We start from the raw sequence: 18,159 nt of genomic DNA, 5'->3' as shown, positions 1-18,159 counted from the left end.
GAAATGCAGCCACGGGCATGGATCCCGCCGCTACTGGTGGTCGTGCAGCTGCTTGCGTCCTCCTTGATTGCACCCTCATGGGCCGACAATGAGGCCGCGTCGCGCCGCATCCAGGAGGAAGTGTGGGCATTGCCGTTACCGTTGCCGATGTTCGCCTATGTCGTTCGACCCGTCGGCGATGGCCCGTTCCCGCTCGCAATCATGAACCACGGCGTATCGCTCGACCCTAAACAGCGCAGCTTTTTTCCACTCGTCGAGTTCCGCGACGCGGCGAAATGGTTCGCAAGGCGCGGCTACTTCGTGGTCGCTCCCGTCGGCACGGGTTACGGCGCCTCAGCCATCGATATTCCCGAACGCGGACTCTATGGACCGTTCTTTTCCAAGGTCGGCAAGTGCTCCAATCCCAATTTCCATGACGCCGGCCTCGCGGTGGCACAGGTCGACCTCTGGATCATCGATTTCCTGGCTGCCGAAAAACGCATCACACCGAAGGATGTCGTCGTTGTCGGTCAGTCTGCGGGCGGCTGGGCATCCATCGCGCTTTCCAGCATGAACCCGCCGCAGATCGGAGCGATCATCACCTTTGCCGCTGGCCGCGGTGGGCGTGTCGGCGGCAAGCCGAACAATAATTGCGCCCCGGATAAACTGGTCGAGGCGACGATGGATTTCGGTCGCACCTCCCGGGTGCCGATGCTGTGGATCTATATCGAAAATGACACGTTCTTCGGCCCCGCGTTGTCGAAGCGGATGCATGAGGCCTTCACCTCGGCCGGGGGCAAGGCGCAATACCATCTGGTTCCGCCGTTCGGCGATGAGGGGCATTTCTTCGTCGGCTCGCCGGATGCCATTCCGATCTGGTCGCCACTCGTGAGCAGATTTCTCGACGAAATCAAATAGACGACGCGCTCGATTTCCGGAGGCGACACAATGGCACGCTCACATCGTCAATCCATCCGGATGACACGCAATCACGCGACCGCGCAGTTCGCGCTTCTGCTGCTCGTCGCCACCACCACCATGCCGGCCTCCGCCGAGATTTCACCGCGGGGGCAGCGCATGGCGAATGATATCAAATACGGCGACTGGCGAAAACTATGCTTCAAGCCGGGCGGCGCCAAGACCGTGTGCCGGACCTCGATCACCGGCACGTTCGACACGGGGCAGACGGCGGTTCGGTTGGACTTGATCGAACGTGAGGGCGACCGCACGGCACGGCTCCAGATGTTCGTGCCGGTCGGCATGTTTGTCCAGGTGCCCGTCAAGCTCACGGTCGACAAAGGCAACACCTATGCCGTACCGTACACATGGTGCCTGAACAACGCCTGCATAGCCGCCGATGTGGCAAAACCCGGCCTGATAAGGGAGATGGAAACGGGCAAGACGCTCGCGCTGGAGGTTGTCGACCCCAACATGCTGTCGGTTACCGCCTCCCTGCCACTTGCTCAGTTCGCATCTGCTCACAAGGGGCCGCCGGCCCAAACGTTCGACCAGCAGATCGACGAATAGCGCGCAGCTGACTTGTCCAGCCTAGCTGCCCCAGGCTCTCTCCACACTCTCGATGAGCGAGGCCGCGGCAAAGGGCTTGGTCAAATAGGCGATGCATCCCGATGCAATTGCCGCCGCGCGGCTTTCGTGAGTGTCGTTGCCGGTGACAAAGACAATCGGAACCTGGACCTGCTGTTCCGCAAGCCAGCGTCGCAAATCAATTCCAGATTCTCCATCCAGATTGATATCCAGAATGATACAGAATGCCTGCTGAAAGTTGTCATGATTTACCAGCGCCTCGGCGGATTCGAACAGCTTTGCCTCGAAGCCGTGCTCCTGCAGCAGCCGCTTCATGCTCCTGCGCATGGAAGGGTCATCATCGACAACGAAAATGGACTTGCGGCGCTGCAAGTGGCTCAACTCCATACACGGAAAGCTTGGCAGAACACGATGGACTTGCGTGAACGCGTCAAGCGCCTCGCGGTTCTTCGTCTCCCGGGGAGCCAACACGTCGGCTTGTTGAAATACCCCTCTCAGGGAGATTTCCATTGACCTTTGGTGCAAGTCACAGGGGGAACCTGCGAATTAGTTATCGCCTAGCCGTGTGAGCCGCTCTCGGGATCCAGCATACCAAGCAGCTGCGCCGTTGAAACCAGTTCCGCGAGCGAGCTCACCTGCATCTTCTCCATCACCTGGTGTCGATGTGCTTTGACCGTGCGTTCGGTCGTTCCCAATTCATACGCGATCTGCTTGTTGATCTTCCCACGCACAATGAGGTCAAACACCTGCCGCTCGCGTGGCGTCAGCGACGCGACATGAGCGCGACGCGAATCGAGCCGGCTGCGCAGCCCGCGCGCGGTCTCCTGTTGTGACAAGGCCCGCTCGATCGCTTCAATCAGTTGCCCCGACGATACCGGCTTGGTCAAGAAATCCTCGGCGCCGGCCTTGATCGCCCGCACAGTCGTCGCGGTATCGGCGTGTCCGGTGAGAAACACGATCGGGACGGTCGATCCAAGCTCACTAAGACGTTTCTGTAGATCCGGTCCGCTCAGGCCCGGCATCTGCACATCGAGGAGGATGCAGCTCGGCAGCTCATCGCGGGGCAGATGATCGAGCAGGTCCTGCGAGGATGCATAGGTCGCGACGTCGTAGCCCGCAAGTTTAAGCCGACGCTCGATCGCTGTTCGAAACGAGGCATCGTCGTCGACCACGTGAACAAGGCCGGGCAATGGACCCTCTCTGCTTCCTGCAATCTGCTTTAACCGCTTACCTAACACCTGGATGGGCTTGAGCTCTAGCCATCCCGTTAATGCCGAAGGTTTCGCAGGCCGGAGTTTGTGGCGCGAAGCTTGATCCGACGCAGGAGCCCGCTCTTCTCATTCCGCGCATCCATCCCACCGACCTGTCCCTTGGTACAATGAACCATGAGACAATGGTGAAGAATACGGCGTTAGTCGTAAACCGACCCGAGCCGGAGTGCGACATCGGCGGCACCTCTCCTGGCGAAATATCAGCCTGGCAGACCAATTCAGCGATCAGTTGAGGAGTTGGGCCTATGTTTGTTCGCATCACGACAGACGCGTCTCCCCGCCCCAATTCGCTCAAAGACCTCGGCATGACGAGCGATTCAAATCCAATCGTCAGTTTAAACGAATTTACATATAAAAAGGGCACTGAGATCTACGGCGAGAAGGAACCTGCAGATTACGTCTACCAGGTCAAGTCTGGTGCAGTGCGAAGCTATAAACTCCTGTCGGACGGTCGCCGGCAGATCGGCGCCTTCCACCTCGCCGGAGACATTTTCGGACTTGAGAACGGCAGCGAGCATCGGTTCACCGCCGAGGCGATCGTGGATACCACCGTCCGGCTGATCAAGCGGCAAAGCCTGGAGCTGGTGGCGGAGAGCGACGCGATGGTCGCGCGCAACTTGCTCAACATGACGACCAGCAACCTGCAACACGCAGAGGACCACATGCTCCTGCTCGGCCGGAAGACGTCCTTGGAGCGCGTCGCCGCTTTCCTGCTCGAAATGGACAAGCGGCTCTCCGGGGTCAATGTCATGGCACTTCCGATGTCCCGGCGCGATATTGCCGATTACCTCGGCTTGACGCTGGAGACCGTCTCGCGGGCGATATCGCACCTTCATGATCTCGGCGTCCTCGGCTTCATCGGCAATACCCAGCGCCAGATCGTGCTGCTCAACCGGCAGCAGCTCGCCAGTCTCGACCTGCAACACTGAGCGCCTGAGAGCGGGCACTTACCTGCGTCTTGGCTGCCACAGAGTGGCCTTGTCGGCAAGCGGTAAAAGCTGCACACCACACTGGCTAGCGCCAATGTTGCAGTCGATCCATGGAACTGCCATTCGTCAGCATCAGATCACCTGCCGTCCGGCAGCCTCGTCACTCCGAGATCGTCGAGCGTCTTGCGCAAGACCTCGAACAGGACTGCGGTCGACCAGCCGAACATCAAGATGCCGTTCATCGCGGTCATCGGACCCGTCAGCCGCCACGCCTGTATGGGCGTGATGTCGCCGTAGCCCAGCGTGGTGTAGTTGACGAAGGCGAAATAGATCAGGTCGCTGCCGGCAGGCGCGGCACCGACCAAGGCATAGGCCAGCGCCCAGACCAGAACCTCCATCGTATGCGCCACCATCAGCGCCGACGCTGTTGCGACCATGACGGCCATCAGATGCAGCCGGGGCCACGCATCATGCCGCAGCCCGGCTGTGCGGGCGATGCCGATGGCTCCCACCGTCACCAGGGCGTGGATCATGATGTTGATGACGCTGACGATCGCGCCGACGATGAATTGAAGCGCCATTGTGCTCGCATGGGCAAGGCGGACGGCTGTTCATCGCCTCACGCCTGGGCTCAGTCCATTCAGTTTTTGGGCGTGAACGCGCCCGTCGCCGCCTTCATGGCCGACTCGCCCATGCTCCTGGCCTGATCGGTCAAGGCCTGCATCTGCCCCTGAAAGAATTCGGACTGGAGCTTGAGCGCGTCCTGAACGTCCTTGGCTTGAACGAGCTTGTCGCCAAAGTCGAACGTCGCGCTGGCGTTGCGCTGCATGAAACTGCAAAACTGCTTGGCCTGGTCCGCGATCGGTAGCGGCGAGGAACTGAGCCCCCGCTCCAGCAGCTCAAAATACTCCGCATTGGCCTTTCGCAACCGCACAAGCGCTTCGGTGAGCATCCCGCGGATGTTCTCGGCGGATGGATTGATCTCTGCCATGACGTTACTCCCTCTGATTATGCCGCGAGCCCCCCGAACCAGGCGCCGAAATAGCCGGCGTAGAGGGCCGGCACTTCCAGGTTCATCGAATGTCCGATGTTTGGGACGACCACGAGCCGGCAATCCGGCATCGCCTCGGCCATGGCGCGCAGGTCGGCGGGCGGGATCCAACCGTCCCTTTCCCCCCACAGCACCAGATGCGGATGCCGGATCTCCGACATACGGCGCTCCAATTCCCTGCTCTCCCGCTCCCGGGTGAGATTGACCGGCGTTCCGATCCAGATGCCTTCGGAGACGCCAAAGGTCTGCTCGATGACCCGGTCGAACAGCGCCTCGATTTCGCCGAGCCCTTCACGGAAGCGCGGGATCGCGTTCGGGGCCATGCTATCCGGCACGAACAGCGAGGACGCGGCTGTCGCCATCACGGTCCGCGTCAGCTCCTTGCTTGCCATCATCGCCCGGAAGAGGCCGATCTGGTCGTCATTGAAGGACATGCCAAGCGGCGTCACTGGATCGAGCGCAAACACCCGCCCGAACCGTTGCGGCTGCATCAACAGCATACGGGCGGCGATGATGCCACCGGTGGAGTGGGTTGCCAGATGGCAAAATCCGATGTCCAGCGCATCGAGTGCCGTCAAGATGTCGTGCGCGTGCTGCTGCATCGAATAGTTGGAATAGTCGGCAGCGGGCTTTGGCCGATCGCTTTCGCCGCAGCCGCGCCAGTCGATCCCGATCACCCGCAGCCCGCTCGGAAACATTGGTGCGGCGAGTTCGATCCAGTCCTTGCTGGCAAGATTGCCGTGGACGAAGACGACGGTGACGTCGCCTCGTCCCCACTCCCGCCAGCCCAGCTCGACGTCGCCCGCGCGCACCCTCGGCATGAACCGACCCTACTTGTTGAGACCGGCCGTCGGCGCCGCACCCGGCGGCGTCGGGGCGACCGGGATGGCCGATGCCACGGCACCCTTGATCATGCGATCGGTGCCGAGCGGCGATGAGGTGTCGACCGTTCCCTTGGTGACGAAGTCCACGACGTCAGCGGAGTATTCCACCGGATTGTCCGTATGGATGAAGTGTCCGGTCTCCGGATAGATCTTGAGCATGGGCCGGTTGCCGGCGTTGGTCATACGCGTCATGAACGGCGTGATGACGTCGCGTCCGAGATCCGTCAGCCCGTTGAATGCGGGCGTCGGGATAAACGGCTCCTTATCGCCGAACGCCAGGAAGATCGGCGCCTTGATCTGAGTGACGCGCTCGTACAGGTTCTTCGGGTCATTCTGCTGCAGTTCCGCCCCGATCGTGTAGATGTCGAAGATGAAGATGTTGCACCACTGATCGAGCTCCTTCGGATTGCCCTTGGTGAGCCCGACGCGCTGCTCGGTGTGTAAGCGGGCGTATTCACTGTCGCTGAAGAAATAGCCGCTCTTGGCCGCCGACACCGCGCCGGTGTCAGCGTCACGCTTCTTGAAGTAGAAGAAGTCGCGGATGTTCTGCTCGCTGCGGGCCTTCTCCGCGGCCAGGATACCGGTCTGGTCCCAGACCTCCTTCCACTTGTCGAAGTCGCGGCCGAGGCCCTGCTCGAACAGCGGCGCCTTCTTGTCCTTGGCGATGGTGATCTCGCGCGGATATTCCTCGAGGCCTGACGGCGCCTCGAGCGCGAGGCCTTGCACCGCGTCGGGCCAGGTCAGGGCATAACCCACCACGAACTGACCGCCGAGTGAGTGGCCGTGATAATAGGCCTTCTTGACGCCAAGCTGATTGACCACGAGGTCATAGATCACCTCGCGCATATCCTGCATGGTGCGTGCCGGACTTTTGTCGAGATTGCCGGGACCGGACATGCCGTAGTGCGGCAGGTCAGGCACGATCACGCGCAGGCCGCTGCGCAGGGCATACTGCATAACGTTGCCGTAGTGCCCACCGAACGCACCCTTGCCGTGGATGATGACGAGCACCTTCGGATCCCTGTCGGTGCCGGCATACTCATCCATGTAGCCGATCTGCCAGGTGGTGCCGCGCGCGTCCTTGGCATTGGCGTATTTGACCGGGTAGGGATAGGTCACAAAATCCTTCCAGAAGGATTTGTTCGGATCGATTTTCTCTGCAACGCCGGGTACGCGATAGTTCTTGTCAACGAATTTTTGCGCGCGATCGAGCGCCGCGACGTCGTCCATGAAGGCGACGAACTTCGGATCGTTCTTGCGCTGGTTGATGATCGGGAACACCCCGTAGTGTGCGACCGGACTCTCCTGGGCGATCAGGTCCGCGCCGGGCACGCGATCGACGGCCTTCTGCGCCAGCTTGAAGTTCAGCCAGAGATCGTTGGTGATGTGCATCACCAGCGTGCGCGCCTGGATGCGGCCGAGATAGGGATTGATGTTGTGGGTCTCGCCGACCCGGTTGCGCCAGACGAGGTCGACGGCGTCATAGAGCTTGGCGCGATTGACGACGTTCAAACCGGCTTTCTCGTTCGGGGAATCCCAGTAGAAGATCTCAGGCTGCACTGCGGCCCAGTTCTGGGTCGTGCGATAGGAAAAGTCGTAGCCCGTCATGCCCAGAATCGACCAGCCGAAGGCAACGCCCGGCACCGGATGCTTCTCCTTGGGCTGCTTGTAGTAGTCGCCCTTGGTCGCCTGCCAGACGGGATCGGACTCGATCGCAGCCGTCATCATCTGGAACGTCCAGTTGCCGACGGGGTCATCGCCGTCCGACTGCGTGGTGCCGCCGATCGGCATCAAGGCGCTCACATATTCCGGATGCATCACGCCCCAGACATAGGTCTGCGTGCCGCCCATCGAGACGCCGGCGACAAGTGCCACACGCGCAACCTTCAGCCCGTCGCGCAGCAGGCGGTAGTTGGCCTGGACCATGTCGTAGTAGCTGTACTGAGGAAACTTGATGCCGAGGCCGTCCGACGGCTTGCTGGCACCCCAGGTGCCCAGCGGATCGACCATGATGACGTAGTACTTGTCGGTATCGATTGGCCGGCTCGGACCGATGATCGGCACGCTGCCGGACAGCGGAGCACCGACGACCCACTGCTCGTACATGTCGGTGGAATCACCAGAATAGTAGGAATTGATCACGACCGCGTTGGTGATCTCGCCGGCGGCGTTGCGCCGCGCATTGCCGATCGCGATATAGGCGGTACGCAGCTTGCCGGCACCGAGTGATTCCAGGGTGACGCCGCCCTCCCCGCCATTCTCCCATTTGGAGGGATTGTTGAGGTCATACTTGCCGCCAAGACGGAAGTTGGCGATCTCGTACGTCTTTTTCAACTCGTCATGCTTCACTTGCGAGGAGCGGCGAGTGAAGGGTTGTGCAACCGCGAGCGAGGTGCCGATCAGCAGCAAGAGCAGGCTGATGACGTATCGCCGAATGGCGTATCGGCCGATCATGGCGCGTTCCTCCGGTGATTTTGATCGAACGCTAGGAGCAGGGGCGACGCATCCATTGATATAACTCAACGGAATTCCGAAACTCCGGCGGAGGATATCTGCGCACCGAATTACCAGCCGGCTCGCGCAAATGCCCTTCCTCACCCACGGTCCGTACCGGATCCGCTACGAGCTCGACGGACCCGCTGGCGCGCCGGTCTATGTGCTGGTCAACGGGCTCACGCAATATGCCGAGCTTTGGAATGCCTATCGTGAGGCCTTGGTGGCGCGCCGCTTCCGCGTCGCGACTTTCGATCTGCTCGGCCAGGGCGCCTCCGACAAGCCGGCCCTTTTCATCAGCCAGGACGACCAGGTAACCGCGCTCCACCTGTTGATCGGCGAGCTCGGCGACAGCCCCATTTTCCTCAGCGGCATCAGCTTCGGCGGGCTGATTGCGCTGCGCTACGCCATCGAGCACGGCGAACGTCTCTCCGGCCTTGCGCCGATGAGCTGCTTTGCGGAGCTGTCGCCGCAGCTCCTTCTGCTCGGCAATGCGCTGCGAACCGGGCTGATCCTCGGCGGCACCGGCTATCTCCAGGATCTCCTGCTGCCGATGAACCTGTCCGATCACTGGCTGAAGCCGCTGCTCGACAAGCTCGACAGCGTCAAGCGGCAGGGCTGGATGGTCAACGACCTGTACGCGCTTCAGAACCTGATGGAATCGTTCCTCGATTTCCAGCCATTGACGCCGCGCCTGTCCTCGATCGCCGTGCCGACAATGATCCTGAACGGCGAGTTCGACTTCCTGACGCCGCGGGCCTTGCACGAGACTCTGCGCGCCGAAATCCCGGATAGTTCGCTCGTGATCATTCCCAAGGCCTATCATGCCTTCACGCTCGAGAAGGGCGCGCTCACCGCCGACCTGCTCGCGCGCTTTGCGGACGACGTGCTGGCCGGACGCTGGCAGGGCAACAAGGCCGTCTGGATTGCGCCGGAGGAAGCCGGCGGCGAGCTCACGCCATTTCCCGCCGGCTATGATCATTTGCGGGCCATCCCGGTTCGGGCAGCGCCGCCATGAGCAGATTTCTCGGACCGCTCGATTCCGAAGGCCGCGTACCGTCACACCAGCAGACGCGCGTAGCCGCGTTCCTGATCTCGGCGCACGGCGCCTTGGCGCGGCAGTTCGCATTGGCCTTGCCCATGCGCATCGAGGCTGCCTGGCAGACCGAGTTGAACGCGCAATTCTATCGGGAGTCCGAGATAGTCTCGCTCCTGCAGCGCACGGCCTCCTGGGTGCCCGACATGGCCTTGGGCTACATGGCGGCCTCCTGGGAAACGGCCTGGTTTCCCAAGCCGATCGAGGGGATAACTAATCTACCTTTGGCCCTACCGATCGATCTTGCGACGCTGGCCCACGCCGTTCACGCAGGAATCCGCCCGGCGGCCCTGCTTCCGCTAGGCGCCAATGCCGACGATCCCTTCGTGTCGGCATTGCGCCGCATCGAATTCGAGAGCGGCCGGCTGTTGCAGGCGCAAATTCTCTTCCTGAAAGGCGAGAGCCTCGTGCCGTTTCGAGACGCCGTCAACACGGCGCTTGAGCGGCGCCACGCGGAAGTCCGAAGACTATGGGCAGAAGTCCTTGAGAGCATCGGCATCACCACCTGACGTGGGGACGATGAGAAGCCTTGACGCAGATCAAAGGAGCGCGCCGACCGCGCGCCAACATCGTCTCACCGTCGCCTTCGCTTGATCGCCTTTGCTGACTGGAGTTCCCATCATGAGGGCCGTTTCCGTCGAAGAAGCCGTTGCGATGATCCCGTCCGGTGCGAGCATCATGGTCGGCGGCTTCATGGGCGTCGGAACGCCGGAGCGCCTGCTCGACGAGGTTGTGCGACAACACAAGACCGGTCTCTCGGTCATCAGCAACGACGCGGCGACGCCCGGAAAAGGTGTCGGCAAGCTGTTCGACGCGGCTCTCGTCTCGCGCCTCATTGCGACCCATATTGGCCTCAATCCGAAGGCGCAGCAGCAAATGCTGGCCAATCAGATCGCCGTCGATCTCATCCCGCAAGGCACCTTCGCCGAGCGCATTCGCGCAGGCGGGTGCGGCCTCGGCGGCGTGCTCACACCGACAGGTGTGGGCACCCTGGTCGCCGAAGGCAAGCGCCAGATCGAGATCGACGGCAGGCCGTTCCTGCTCGAGACCGCACTGCGGGCGCAGTTCGCTCTGGTCCACGCTTTCCTCGCCGACTATCTCGGCAACCTCTCCTACGCGCTCACGGCACGCAACTTCAATCCGGTCATGGCGATGGCGGCCGACACCGTGATCGTGACAGCGGAGCACATCGTGCCCGTCGGCGTCATCGCACCCGACCACGTGCTGACACCGGCGCCGCTCGTCGACTACCTCATTACGAACCCGAACGGGTGAAACATGGACGCACAGGAGATCATCGCCCGGCGCGTCGCGCAGGAGCTTCATTCCGGCGACCTCGTGAATCTGGGGATCGGCATCCCAACGCTGGTCGCCAACTACGTTTCGCCTGATCTCAAGGTGTTCTTTCAGTCGGAAAACGGTTTGATCGGCACCGGACCAATCCCCGAGCAGGGGTTGAGCCATCCCCTGCTGACGGACGCGGGCGGGCGCCCGATCAGTGCGCTGCCAGGTGCCAGCACGTTCGACAGCGCGATGTCGTTCGGGTTGATCCGCGGCGGCCATGTCGACGTCACCGTCCTTGGCGGCCTGCAAGTCGATGCGCAGGGCCATCTCGCCAACTGGATGATCCCCGGCAAGATGGTGCCGGGCATGGGCGGGGCCATGGATCTCGTCAGCGGCGCCAGGCGGGTCATCGTCGCCATGCAGCACGCGGCAAAGGGCAAGTCCAAGATCGTCGCCAAATGCTCTCTGCCCCTGACATCGGCGCGACCGGTGCACCTGGTCGTGACCGACATGGCGGTGATCGCGTTCCCCGACGGCAGGGCCACCCTGCTGGAGACCGCGCCCGGCATCAGTGTCGGCGAGGTCATGGCGGTGACGGACGCCGAACTTGTCGTACACGACAAGATCCCGGAAATGAAGATCTGAGCAGGTGACCGACATGCGGATATTCACCGACTTCAGCGAAATCAAATCTGCCGTCGGCACCGAGATCGGCGTCAGCGACTGGGTCGAGGTGACGCAGGATCGCATCAACCAGTTTGCCGAGGCGACCTGCGACCAGCAGTGGATCCATGTCGATCAGGAGCGCGCCAGGAAGGAATCGCCCGGCGGCACCACCATCGCCCACGGCCTGTTGTCGCTTGCACTTGCACCGCTCTTCATTCGATCGGTGATGGGCCTCAAGGGCCTACGCAACACCCTGAATTATGGCGCAGACCGGATAAGATATCTGGCACCGGTGCCAGCGGGCTCGAAGCTGCGCGGTCGTGTCACCGTCGCCGAGGCCGAGGACGTTCCACCCGACGGCCTGCGCGTGAACTACCATCTCGTGATCGAGATCGAAGGCGGCAAGAAGCCGGCCTGCGTCGCCGAGCTGATCGCACTGCACTATCGCTGAGCGGCGCACGAGGCACCCGTCGTTTTCGTTCAGTCAATGATGTGATATCCACCGTCGATATAGAGCACGCCACCGGTGATCAGCTTGGCGCCGTCGAGTGCCAGAAACGCCGTGGCATTGCCGACATCGTCGATGCTGACGAGGCTGCGCGCCGGCGCCTTCGATTGAGCCTTGTCCATCAGCTCGTCGAACTCCGGGATGCCCGACGCCGCGCGGGTGGCGAGCGGTCCCGGCGAGATCGCGTGCACGCGGATGCCCTTCGGCCCCAATTCGGCGGCGGCATAGCGAACGGCTGCTTCAAGCGCCGCCTTGGCCACGCCCATGATGTTGTAGTTCTCCACGACCATCTGGCTGCCATAGTACGTCATGGTGAACATCGTGCCGCCGTTCTTCATCAGCGGCTCGGCGAGATGCGCCATGCGCAGGAACGACCAGCAGGAGACGTCCATCGTCTTCAGGAATCCGTCGCGGCCGACATCCACCACGCGGCCGTGCAGCGCCTCCTTCGGCGAGAAAGCGATCGAGTGCAGCAGGAAATCGAGCTGGCCCCATTCCTTCCCGATCCGCTCGAACACGGCCTCGGTCTGCCCCTCCACCATGACGTCGAGCGGCATGAAGATCGGTGCCTCCAGCGCCTGCGCGAGCGGTTCGACGTGCTTTTTGGCGCGGTCGTTCAGATAGGTGACGGCGAGTTCAGCCCCGAGCCCACGAAACGCCCTGGCGCATCCCCAGGCGATGGACTGGTCGTTGGCGACACCGACGATGAGGCCTTTTTTCCCCTTCAGGGCAACCTTGGTATCCGGGAACACGGGAATCATGACACCCTCTCTTGTCTGGGGTTGGTCGATGGCGTGTTGACCAGCAGCGCCAGCGTGTGCTGTGCGATCATCAGTTCCTCGTCGGTCGGCACGACATAGACGGGAATGAGACTGTCGGGACGCGATATCAGCCGCGCGTTGCGGGAATTCTCGGTCGGATCCAGCTTGACACCGAACCAACCGAGCTGCTCGCCCACTCGGGCGCGTATGCTCGCGGAATTCTCGCCGATGCCGGCGGTGAAGACGAAGGCATCCAGGCCCTGCAACGCAGCCGCAAGCATGCCGGCGTTGAGGCCGATCCGATATACGAAATAGTCGATCGCCAGTTTCGCCTTGGCATCCTGGCTGGCCTCGAGCTCCCGCATATCGTTGCTGACGCCGGACAGTCCCTTCAGTCCACAGTCGCGATAGAGGAAGTTCTGCACGTTCGATGCCGACATTCCCCTTTCCGAGATCAGATAGAGCACGACCCCGGGATCGATCTGGCCGGGGCGCGTTCCCATCGGAAGCCCGTCCAGCGCCGTGAAGCCCATGGTACTTTCGACGCTCTGTCCTCCCTTCAGCGCGCACATCGAGGCGCCGCTACCGAGATGGGCGACGATCACCCTGCCCTTCGCAACGCCGGGCGCGGTCTGCGGCAGGGTCTTCGCGATGTATTCGTAGGACAGCCCGTGAAAACCGTAGCGCCGCACGCCCTCGGCGTGAAGCTGATGCGGGATCGCATAGTGATCTGCAACTGCACTATGCGTGCGGTGAAAGGCGGTGTCGAAGCAGGCGACCTGCGGCAAGGTCGGGAAGCCCGCGAGGATCGAGCGGATCGGCGACAGGTTGTGCGGTTGATGCAGCGGTGCGAGGCTGACGAACCGTTCCAGGCGGGCGACGACGCCGTGGTCGATCAGCACCGGCCGGTCATACTCGGGACCGCCATGCACGACACGATGTCCGACGGCGATGGGGTGAATACGAAGCTCGTCCCGCAACCATTCCCCGGCGACGCCCATCGCGGCCGGAACATCGGGGACCGTCTCGATCGGGTAGGCGCGGTCGGCGAGCGGATCGCCATTCGCGCCGCTCGCCCTCAACCGTGGGCGGCTGCCGATGCCGTCCATCTGGCCCTTGAGCTGCCGCCGCAGCCTGCCCTCTCCCTCGACCGAAAAGACCTGGAACTTGACGCTCGAGGAGCCCGCGTTGACGACGAGGATCGTATCCATGATGGTCACGCAGCAACTGTCGGGGCGTGTTGACGCCGGGCATTGGCATAGAGCGACGCCACCGCGCAGGATGCCATGCGCGCCCGCGGCGAGTCCGCCCGTGACGTCAGCACGACGGGCACCCGGGCGCCGAGCACGATGCCGGCGCCGTCGGCCTTGGCAAAGTAGGCCAGATTTTTCGCCAGCATATTGCCCGATTCGAGGTCGGGAACGACGAGGATCTGAGCCCGGCCGGCGACCTCGGACTTGATGCCCTTGATGCGCGCGGCTTCGGGATCAATGGCATTGTCGAACGCGAGCGGGCCGTCGAGCACGCCGCCGGTGATCTGCCCGCGATCAGCCATCTTGCAGAGCGCGGCCGCCTCGATCGTCGAGGGAATCTTGGACGTCACGGTCTCCACCGCCGAAAGGATTGCCACCCGCGGCGTCTTGCCGAATCCGGCCTCGTTGTAGAGATCGATGGCGTTCTGGATGATGTCGCGCTTGGCGTCGAGATCGGGAAAGATGTTGATCGCGGCATCCGTCACAAGCAGGGTTTCGGCATAGGCGGGCACGTCCATCACGAACACATGGCTGATACGGCGTTCGGTGCGCAGGCCGCCGACTTTTGCGGTCACCGCGCGCATCAACTCGTCGGTGTGAAGACTGCCCTTCATGAGCATTTCGCCCTTGGCTGCGTGGATCAGCTCGACACCTTTGGCGGCTGCCTCTTCGCTATGTGCGGCGTTGACGATCTCGAAGCCGGAGATGTCGAGGCCACACCTGCGCGCGAGATCGCCGATCTTGCTCGCGGGCCCGACCAGAATCGGCCGGATGATGCCGGCCTCAGCACTCTCAACGGCGCCGCGCAGCGAGGTTTCATCGCAAGGATGCACCACGACAGTCGGAACCGGCGGCACCGCCTTTGCTGCCGCAATCAACCGGTCATACTTGCTGGGAGACTGCGTTTGCCTTCCTTCGGTTGACATGATGTCGCTCCCAATCCCTCCAGACAGACCTACGATGCCTTCGCCTTTGGATCGAAAGGGGCGACGTTCGATTCCCCTTCACCTGTATCGACGCCGAACAACGTGGCGACGCGCCGCAGGCGACTTGCGCGTTCCCCCGCGATCTCGCCGCTTGCGGAGAGCACCTCGCGTACCGCCGCGAAGGCCGCACGCCGCTGGTTGACATCCTCGGGCAACAGCTTCTGAATGGCTGCCAAGGCACCTTCCCGATCGATCAGCAGCATGAAGAACTGCTCGCGGACCAGCATCTTGAACTCCGGAAGCGTCATTCGCTGTCCACTGTAGTCGCGACGGATCCGGCGCAGCGCCTCAATGCTACGCTCGTCGACCATTCCCCGCGCCGACCCGATGTAGAGCAGACTGCGAATGGCCGCCTCGCGCAGGCCGCCCTCGCCGATCCCGGATTTCAGCTGCGCGACCCGCTTCTCCAGCATGGCGCGATGCTCGGCTGACATTTCGCGCCGGCGCGACGGCTCGGACTTCGGATCGATCCCGAGCGCAGTCTGCACCGCCGGCGAGCCATAGAGGTTGAGAAAGATCGCTTCGCTCAATGCCTCCTGTGCGTCACGCCAGCTGTCGAGTGCGTGAACGATCTGCTTGGACATCTGCTCCTGAAACGCAAGGAACGGATTGTCTTGGGCGACCGGCTTGCGATTGTCCTCGATGTCCTCCGCGGCCGACTTCACCGCCGTCATCCACGGATTTTGGCTGCTGAGCGCCTCGTACTGCAGCCGCAGGGGATGCAGGTTGCGCATCGTCTCTGCCATCTGCGGCGTGACCAGCGTCTTGATCCAGGGCTGCACGAACTTCTGGTAGGCGGCAAGGTTAAGCTCCGAGACGCGTTTGGCGGCAGCGAAGCGCCGTTCGTCCTCGGGCGAATTGCCACCCATGGCGCGGATGTCGTCGAGCGTCCGCGCCTCGCAGCGCATCACCCACTGGCCGACCACGAGATCGGAACTCGTTGTCTCCTCGCCCTTGGCCTCGAATGTCGCCTCATAGAGCCCCGGCGGCAGCACGTCGATCAGGTCGATGTTACTCGAGAACTCAGCGTGCTCTTTCTTGGCGACGCCGCCGGATACGAAGATACCGAGATGCCCAATGCTCTTGTGGACGGTATAGACGATCGTCTGCCCATAGGCCCTGATCTCATCGACGTCCGCATAGCAATCCAGAATCCAGTCCAGCGCCTGTTGCGGCGGCGTGACGTTGTCGCCCTCCGAGCAGAACACCACGATCGGCGACTGAATATTGCGCAAATCCACCCTGCGGCCGTCGGACATCTCGATCTTGCCGGCGGCGAGATTATTGCCGATGAAGAGCTCGTCGACGATGAACTGGATTTCCTCGGCATTCAGGTTGACATGCCCGCCCCACCATCGCTCGAACTCGAGATAGCGGTTCGCCTCGGTATCGACCTTGGAATAGACGTTGTACTGCTTGGTCCACAGGGTGTTCGATGGATTCTGGTTCTCGAAGTTCTGCACCAGCCAGGCACCGTCGAACTTCCCGGCGCCGAGATCGCTGGTCAGCGCGGTGAGCCAGCTTCCACCCAAAAGGCCGCCGGAATAACGCATCGGATACTTGCCGTGCACGCCCGCCCAATAGGCAAGCGGCGCCCCCGCGACGATCAGCGGCCCGAACAGTTCCGGCCGCAGTGACGCCAGGATCATGACGGCCCAGCCGGCCTGACAATTGCCGATCACGCAAGGCTTTCCGTCCGCGTCCGGATGACGGCTGATGACCTTTTCGATGAAAATGGCTTCGGCGCGCGCGATGCGTTCGATGGTCTGACCGGGCATCGGCTCCGGCAGGAAGCCGATGAAGTAACAGGGATGCCCGGCCTTCATCGCGACGCCGATCTCGCTATCGGCCTTGAAGCCACCGATGCCCGGGCCATGGCCCGCGCGCGGATCGATCACGACAAACGGCCGTCGCTTGAGATCAATCTCCACGTCCTTGGGCGGGATGATACGGACCAGCGCGTAGTTGACCGGCTCGTCCAGCTTGCGGCCGTCCATAATCAGTTCCGCAGCGTATTGCAGGACATGCGGCGCCGTCTGTGCAACGTGCTCCCGGTATTGATCGCCGCGCTGGCGCATGATGTCCAGGAACAGCACACTCCGCTGGCTCGCGTCGACCATATATTCCACGGCCGAAGCGACAAGTCCGGACAAGGGGCCGCCCGGCAGGTTGGGATTTTCCATTGACATGTTCCGACCTCGTCGTCGCGCGACGCCATCCAAGGCGCTCCGAGGCGTCCGACATTGATTTAGGTCAACGGTCGATGGTCGCCTGCGACGCCGCGCTGGCGCGATCGGTCCTGATCCAGGCCACGGTGAGCTCCCAAGCCACCGACAGGACAATAGGTCCGATGAAAAGGCCGACTATTCCGTGGCCCAGCGTTCCGCCGATCACGCCGATCAGGATGACGAGCGCCGGCGTCGTCAGGCCGCGTCCCATCACCAACGGTTTCAGTATGTTGTCGAGAATGCTGACGATTCCGAGGAACAATGTCAGCAGCACTGCGACAGTGACATCCTTGTCGGTCCAGATCCAGATCATCACGGGGAGCATGATGATGGCTCCGCCGATCTGCACGATGGAGAGCAACAGCACCAGGAGCGCAAGCAAGCCGGCGATCGGAATGCCCGCCAACTTGAAGCCGATACCGGCTAGCAGCGCCTGAACGACGGCGATGCCGATCACACCTTGGGCTACCGCACGGATGGTCGCGCCCGCGAGATCCAGGAAGTGCTCGCTCTGCTCGGGCACGATCCGCGACAGGAAGCTCCTGCCCGCCGCCACGAGCTGCGGTCCATAGGGAAACAGGCAGCCGGCGACGACGACCGACAGCAGGAACTTGATGGTGCCCACACCGGCATCGCCCGCGATGCCAAGGAGCGTACCCGCGAACGGCTTCAGATACGGCGCAATCCGTTGCACGACCGAACGGAGATTGGTCGAGGCTTGATCCCAGAACTCGTAGAGCGGCGTTCCGATCAGCGGCCAGGTCTTGATCGCTGCGGGCGGTGAAGGGATGACCAGATCGCCCGCGGCCAGCTCACCGGCGAAGTCCCTGATCCCGTCCACCGCACCGAGACCTAGCCAAGCCGCCGGCCCGATGACAATGGCGAGATTAATCGCGGTGAGAAGCCCCGCCGCGAGTTTCGCCCTGCCTCCCAGGATTTTGGCGAGCACGAGGAAGATCGGATTGAACGCAACTGCGAGCACGAGGGCCCAGACCAGAATCGTAACGAACGGGCGGATCAGATACAAAGTCCAGAAGATCAACAGAGCGAGCAATCCGAGCCTGATCACGAGCTGGATCACGTCCTCTCCGGTGAGAAGCTGGCGAAGTGTCTTCAAGGCCGTGTCCAGATCTAGTCCAAAGGCAGCGTAGTCGGCGCTTTAGCGTTGCGATCTTGATCTGGATCAAGTACCCGAGCGGATACGGCGATCTGATCGGCTGACGTC

Annotated in this window: 19 protein-coding genes; 8 read left to right on the top strand and 11 right to left on the bottom strand. The window is 62.3% G+C overall.

Annotated elements, in window-relative coordinates:
• Nucleotides 1-3: 3 nt before the first annotated feature.
• Both WN73_RS27255 and WN73_RS27250 read left to right on the top strand, forming a co-directional pair.
• A complete protein-coding gene (locus WN73_RS27255; RefSeq protein ID WP_271555403.1) occupies nucleotides 4-897 on the top strand; it encodes an alpha/beta hydrolase family protein in 894 nt (297 codons plus the stop codon).
• Nucleotides 898-927: 30 nt separating this feature from the next.
• A complete protein-coding gene (locus tag WN73_RS27250; RefSeq protein WP_028171962.1) occupies nucleotides 928-1,506 on the top strand; it encodes an invasion associated locus B family protein in 579 nt (192 codons plus the stop codon).
• 21 nt (nucleotides 1,507-1,527) lie between these two features.
• Here WN73_RS27250 and WN73_RS27245 read toward each other — a convergent pair whose 3' ends face one another.
• Both WN73_RS27245 and WN73_RS27240 read right to left on the bottom strand, forming a co-directional pair.
• Nucleotides 1,528-2,034 carry a response regulator transcription factor gene (locus WN73_RS27245; RefSeq protein WP_011086252.1) on the bottom strand — a complete coding sequence of 169 codons (507 nt, stop codon included), beginning with the start codon at nucleotides 2,032-2,034 and terminating at the stop codon, nucleotides 1,528-1,530.
• Between the two features lie 47 nt (nucleotides 2,035-2,081).
• Nucleotides 2,082-2,714 (bottom strand): response regulator transcription factor, encoded by a 633-nt coding sequence (locus WN73_RS27240; protein WP_162185827.1) that lies wholly within the window; start codon nucleotides 2,712-2,714, stop codon nucleotides 2,082-2,084.
• A gap of 326 nt (nucleotides 2,715-3,040) precedes the next feature.
• On the opposite strand from WN73_RS27240, the gene WN73_RS27235 reads away from it, so the two are divergent.
• Nucleotides 3,041-3,724: a helix-turn-helix domain-containing protein gene (locus WN73_RS27235; RefSeq protein ID WP_011086250.1), complete on the top strand. Its 684-nt coding sequence runs from the start codon at nucleotides 3,041-3,043 to the stop codon at nucleotides 3,722-3,724.
• Between the two features lie 137 nt (nucleotides 3,725-3,861).
• On the opposite strand, the gene WN73_RS27230 is transcribed toward WN73_RS27235, so the two are convergent.
• From WN73_RS27230 to WN73_RS27215, 4 genes are read right to left on the bottom strand one after another with little or no spacing between them, the layout of a single operon-like run.
• Complete coding sequence (locus tag WN73_RS27230; protein ID WP_011086249.1) at nucleotides 3,862-4,305, bottom strand: potassium channel family protein; 444 nt, start codon at nucleotides 4,303-4,305, stop codon at nucleotides 3,862-3,864.
• Nucleotides 4,306-4,364: 59 nt separating this feature from the next.
• Entirely contained in the window at nucleotides 4,365-4,715 is a 351-nt protein-coding gene (locus WN73_RS27225; protein WP_011086248.1) for a phasin, read from the bottom strand.
• 17 nt (nucleotides 4,716-4,732) lie between these two features.
• On the bottom strand, nucleotides 4,733-5,596 hold the full coding sequence (locus tag WN73_RS27220) for an alpha/beta fold hydrolase (protein ID WP_271555402.1): 864 nt from the start codon (nucleotides 5,594-5,596) through the stop codon (nucleotides 4,733-4,735).
• 9 nt (nucleotides 5,597-5,605) lie between these two features.
• Nucleotides 5,606-8,113 (bottom strand): alpha/beta hydrolase, encoded by a 2,508-nt coding sequence (locus tag WN73_RS27215; RefSeq protein WP_028171966.1) that lies wholly within the window; start codon nucleotides 8,111-8,113, stop codon nucleotides 5,606-5,608.
• A gap of 130 nt (nucleotides 8,114-8,243) precedes the next feature.
• Here WN73_RS27215 and WN73_RS27210 point away from each other — a divergent pair, with 130 nt between their 5' ends.
• The 5 genes from WN73_RS27210 to WN73_RS27190 all read left to right on the top strand — a co-directional run bounded on the left by WN73_RS27210 (nucleotide 8,244) and on the right by WN73_RS27190 (nucleotide 11,649).
• On the top strand, nucleotides 8,244-9,170 hold the full coding sequence (locus WN73_RS27210) for an alpha/beta fold hydrolase (protein WP_271555401.1): 927 nt from the start codon (nucleotides 8,244-8,246) through the stop codon (nucleotides 9,168-9,170).
• On the top strand, nucleotides 9,167-9,757 hold the full coding sequence (locus WN73_RS27205) for a hypothetical protein (RefSeq protein ID WP_271555400.1): 591 nt from the start codon (nucleotides 9,167-9,169) through the stop codon (nucleotides 9,755-9,757). Before WN73_RS27210 ends, WN73_RS27205 begins: the two co-directional genes overlap by 4 nt.
• A 112-nt stretch (nucleotides 9,758-9,869) precedes the next feature.
• A complete protein-coding gene (locus tag WN73_RS27200) occupies nucleotides 9,870-10,523 on the top strand; it encodes a CoA transferase subunit A (RefSeq protein ID WP_011086246.1) in 654 nt (217 codons plus the stop codon).
• 3 nt (nucleotides 10,524-10,526) lie between these two features.
• Entirely contained in the window at nucleotides 10,527-11,177 is a 651-nt protein-coding gene (locus WN73_RS27195) for a 3-oxoacid CoA-transferase subunit B (RefSeq protein WP_028171969.1), read from the top strand.
• A gap of 13 nt (nucleotides 11,178-11,190) precedes the next feature.
• The gene (locus tag WN73_RS27190; protein ID WP_271555399.1) at nucleotides 11,191-11,649 is read left to right on the top strand and encodes a MaoC family dehydratase; all 459 of its coding nucleotides are present in this window, start codon (nucleotides 11,191-11,193) and stop codon (nucleotides 11,647-11,649) included.
• 29 nt (nucleotides 11,650-11,678) lie between these two features.
• Here the strand turns inward: WN73_RS27190 and fabI are convergent, their stop codons facing one another.
• The 5 genes from fabI to WN73_RS27165 all read right to left on the bottom strand — a co-directional run bounded on the left by fabI (nucleotide 11,679) and on the right by WN73_RS27165 (nucleotide 18,051).
• Complete coding sequence (gene fabI / locus WN73_RS27185; protein ID WP_011086243.1) at nucleotides 11,679-12,467, bottom strand: enoyl-ACP reductase FabI; 789 nt, start codon at nucleotides 12,465-12,467, stop codon at nucleotides 11,679-11,681.
• Complete coding sequence (locus WN73_RS27180) at nucleotides 12,464-13,678, bottom strand: acetate/propionate family kinase (RefSeq protein WP_011086242.1); 1,215 nt, start codon at nucleotides 13,676-13,678, stop codon at nucleotides 12,464-12,466. Before WN73_RS27180 ends, fabI begins: the two co-directional genes overlap by 4 nt.
• Nucleotides 13,679-13,683: 5 nt before the next feature.
• Nucleotides 13,684-14,646 carry a phosphate acetyltransferase gene (locus WN73_RS27175; protein WP_011086241.1) on the bottom strand — a complete coding sequence of 321 codons (963 nt, stop codon included), beginning with the start codon at nucleotides 14,644-14,646 and terminating at the stop codon, nucleotides 13,684-13,686.
• 29 nt (nucleotides 14,647-14,675) lie between these two features.
• A complete protein-coding gene (locus tag WN73_RS27170) occupies nucleotides 14,676-16,895 on the bottom strand; it encodes a DUF3141 domain-containing protein (RefSeq protein ID WP_271555398.1) in 2,220 nt (739 codons plus the stop codon).
• Nucleotides 16,896-16,959: 64 nt separating this feature from the next.
• On the bottom strand, nucleotides 16,960-18,051 hold the full coding sequence (locus tag WN73_RS27165; RefSeq protein WP_028171974.1) for an AI-2E family transporter: 1,092 nt from the start codon (nucleotides 18,049-18,051) through the stop codon (nucleotides 16,960-16,962).
• Nucleotides 18,052-18,159 lie beyond the last annotated feature (108 nt).

The organism is Bradyrhizobium sp. CCBAU 45394 (genome assembly GCF_028128655.1).
Lineage (GTDB): Bacteria > Pseudomonadota > Alphaproteobacteria > Rhizobiales > Xanthobacteraceae > Bradyrhizobium > Bradyrhizobium diazoefficiens.
The sequence above is the reverse complement of the archived record's forward strand: the minus strand, read 5'-3'. Positions and strand labels throughout refer to the sequence as shown.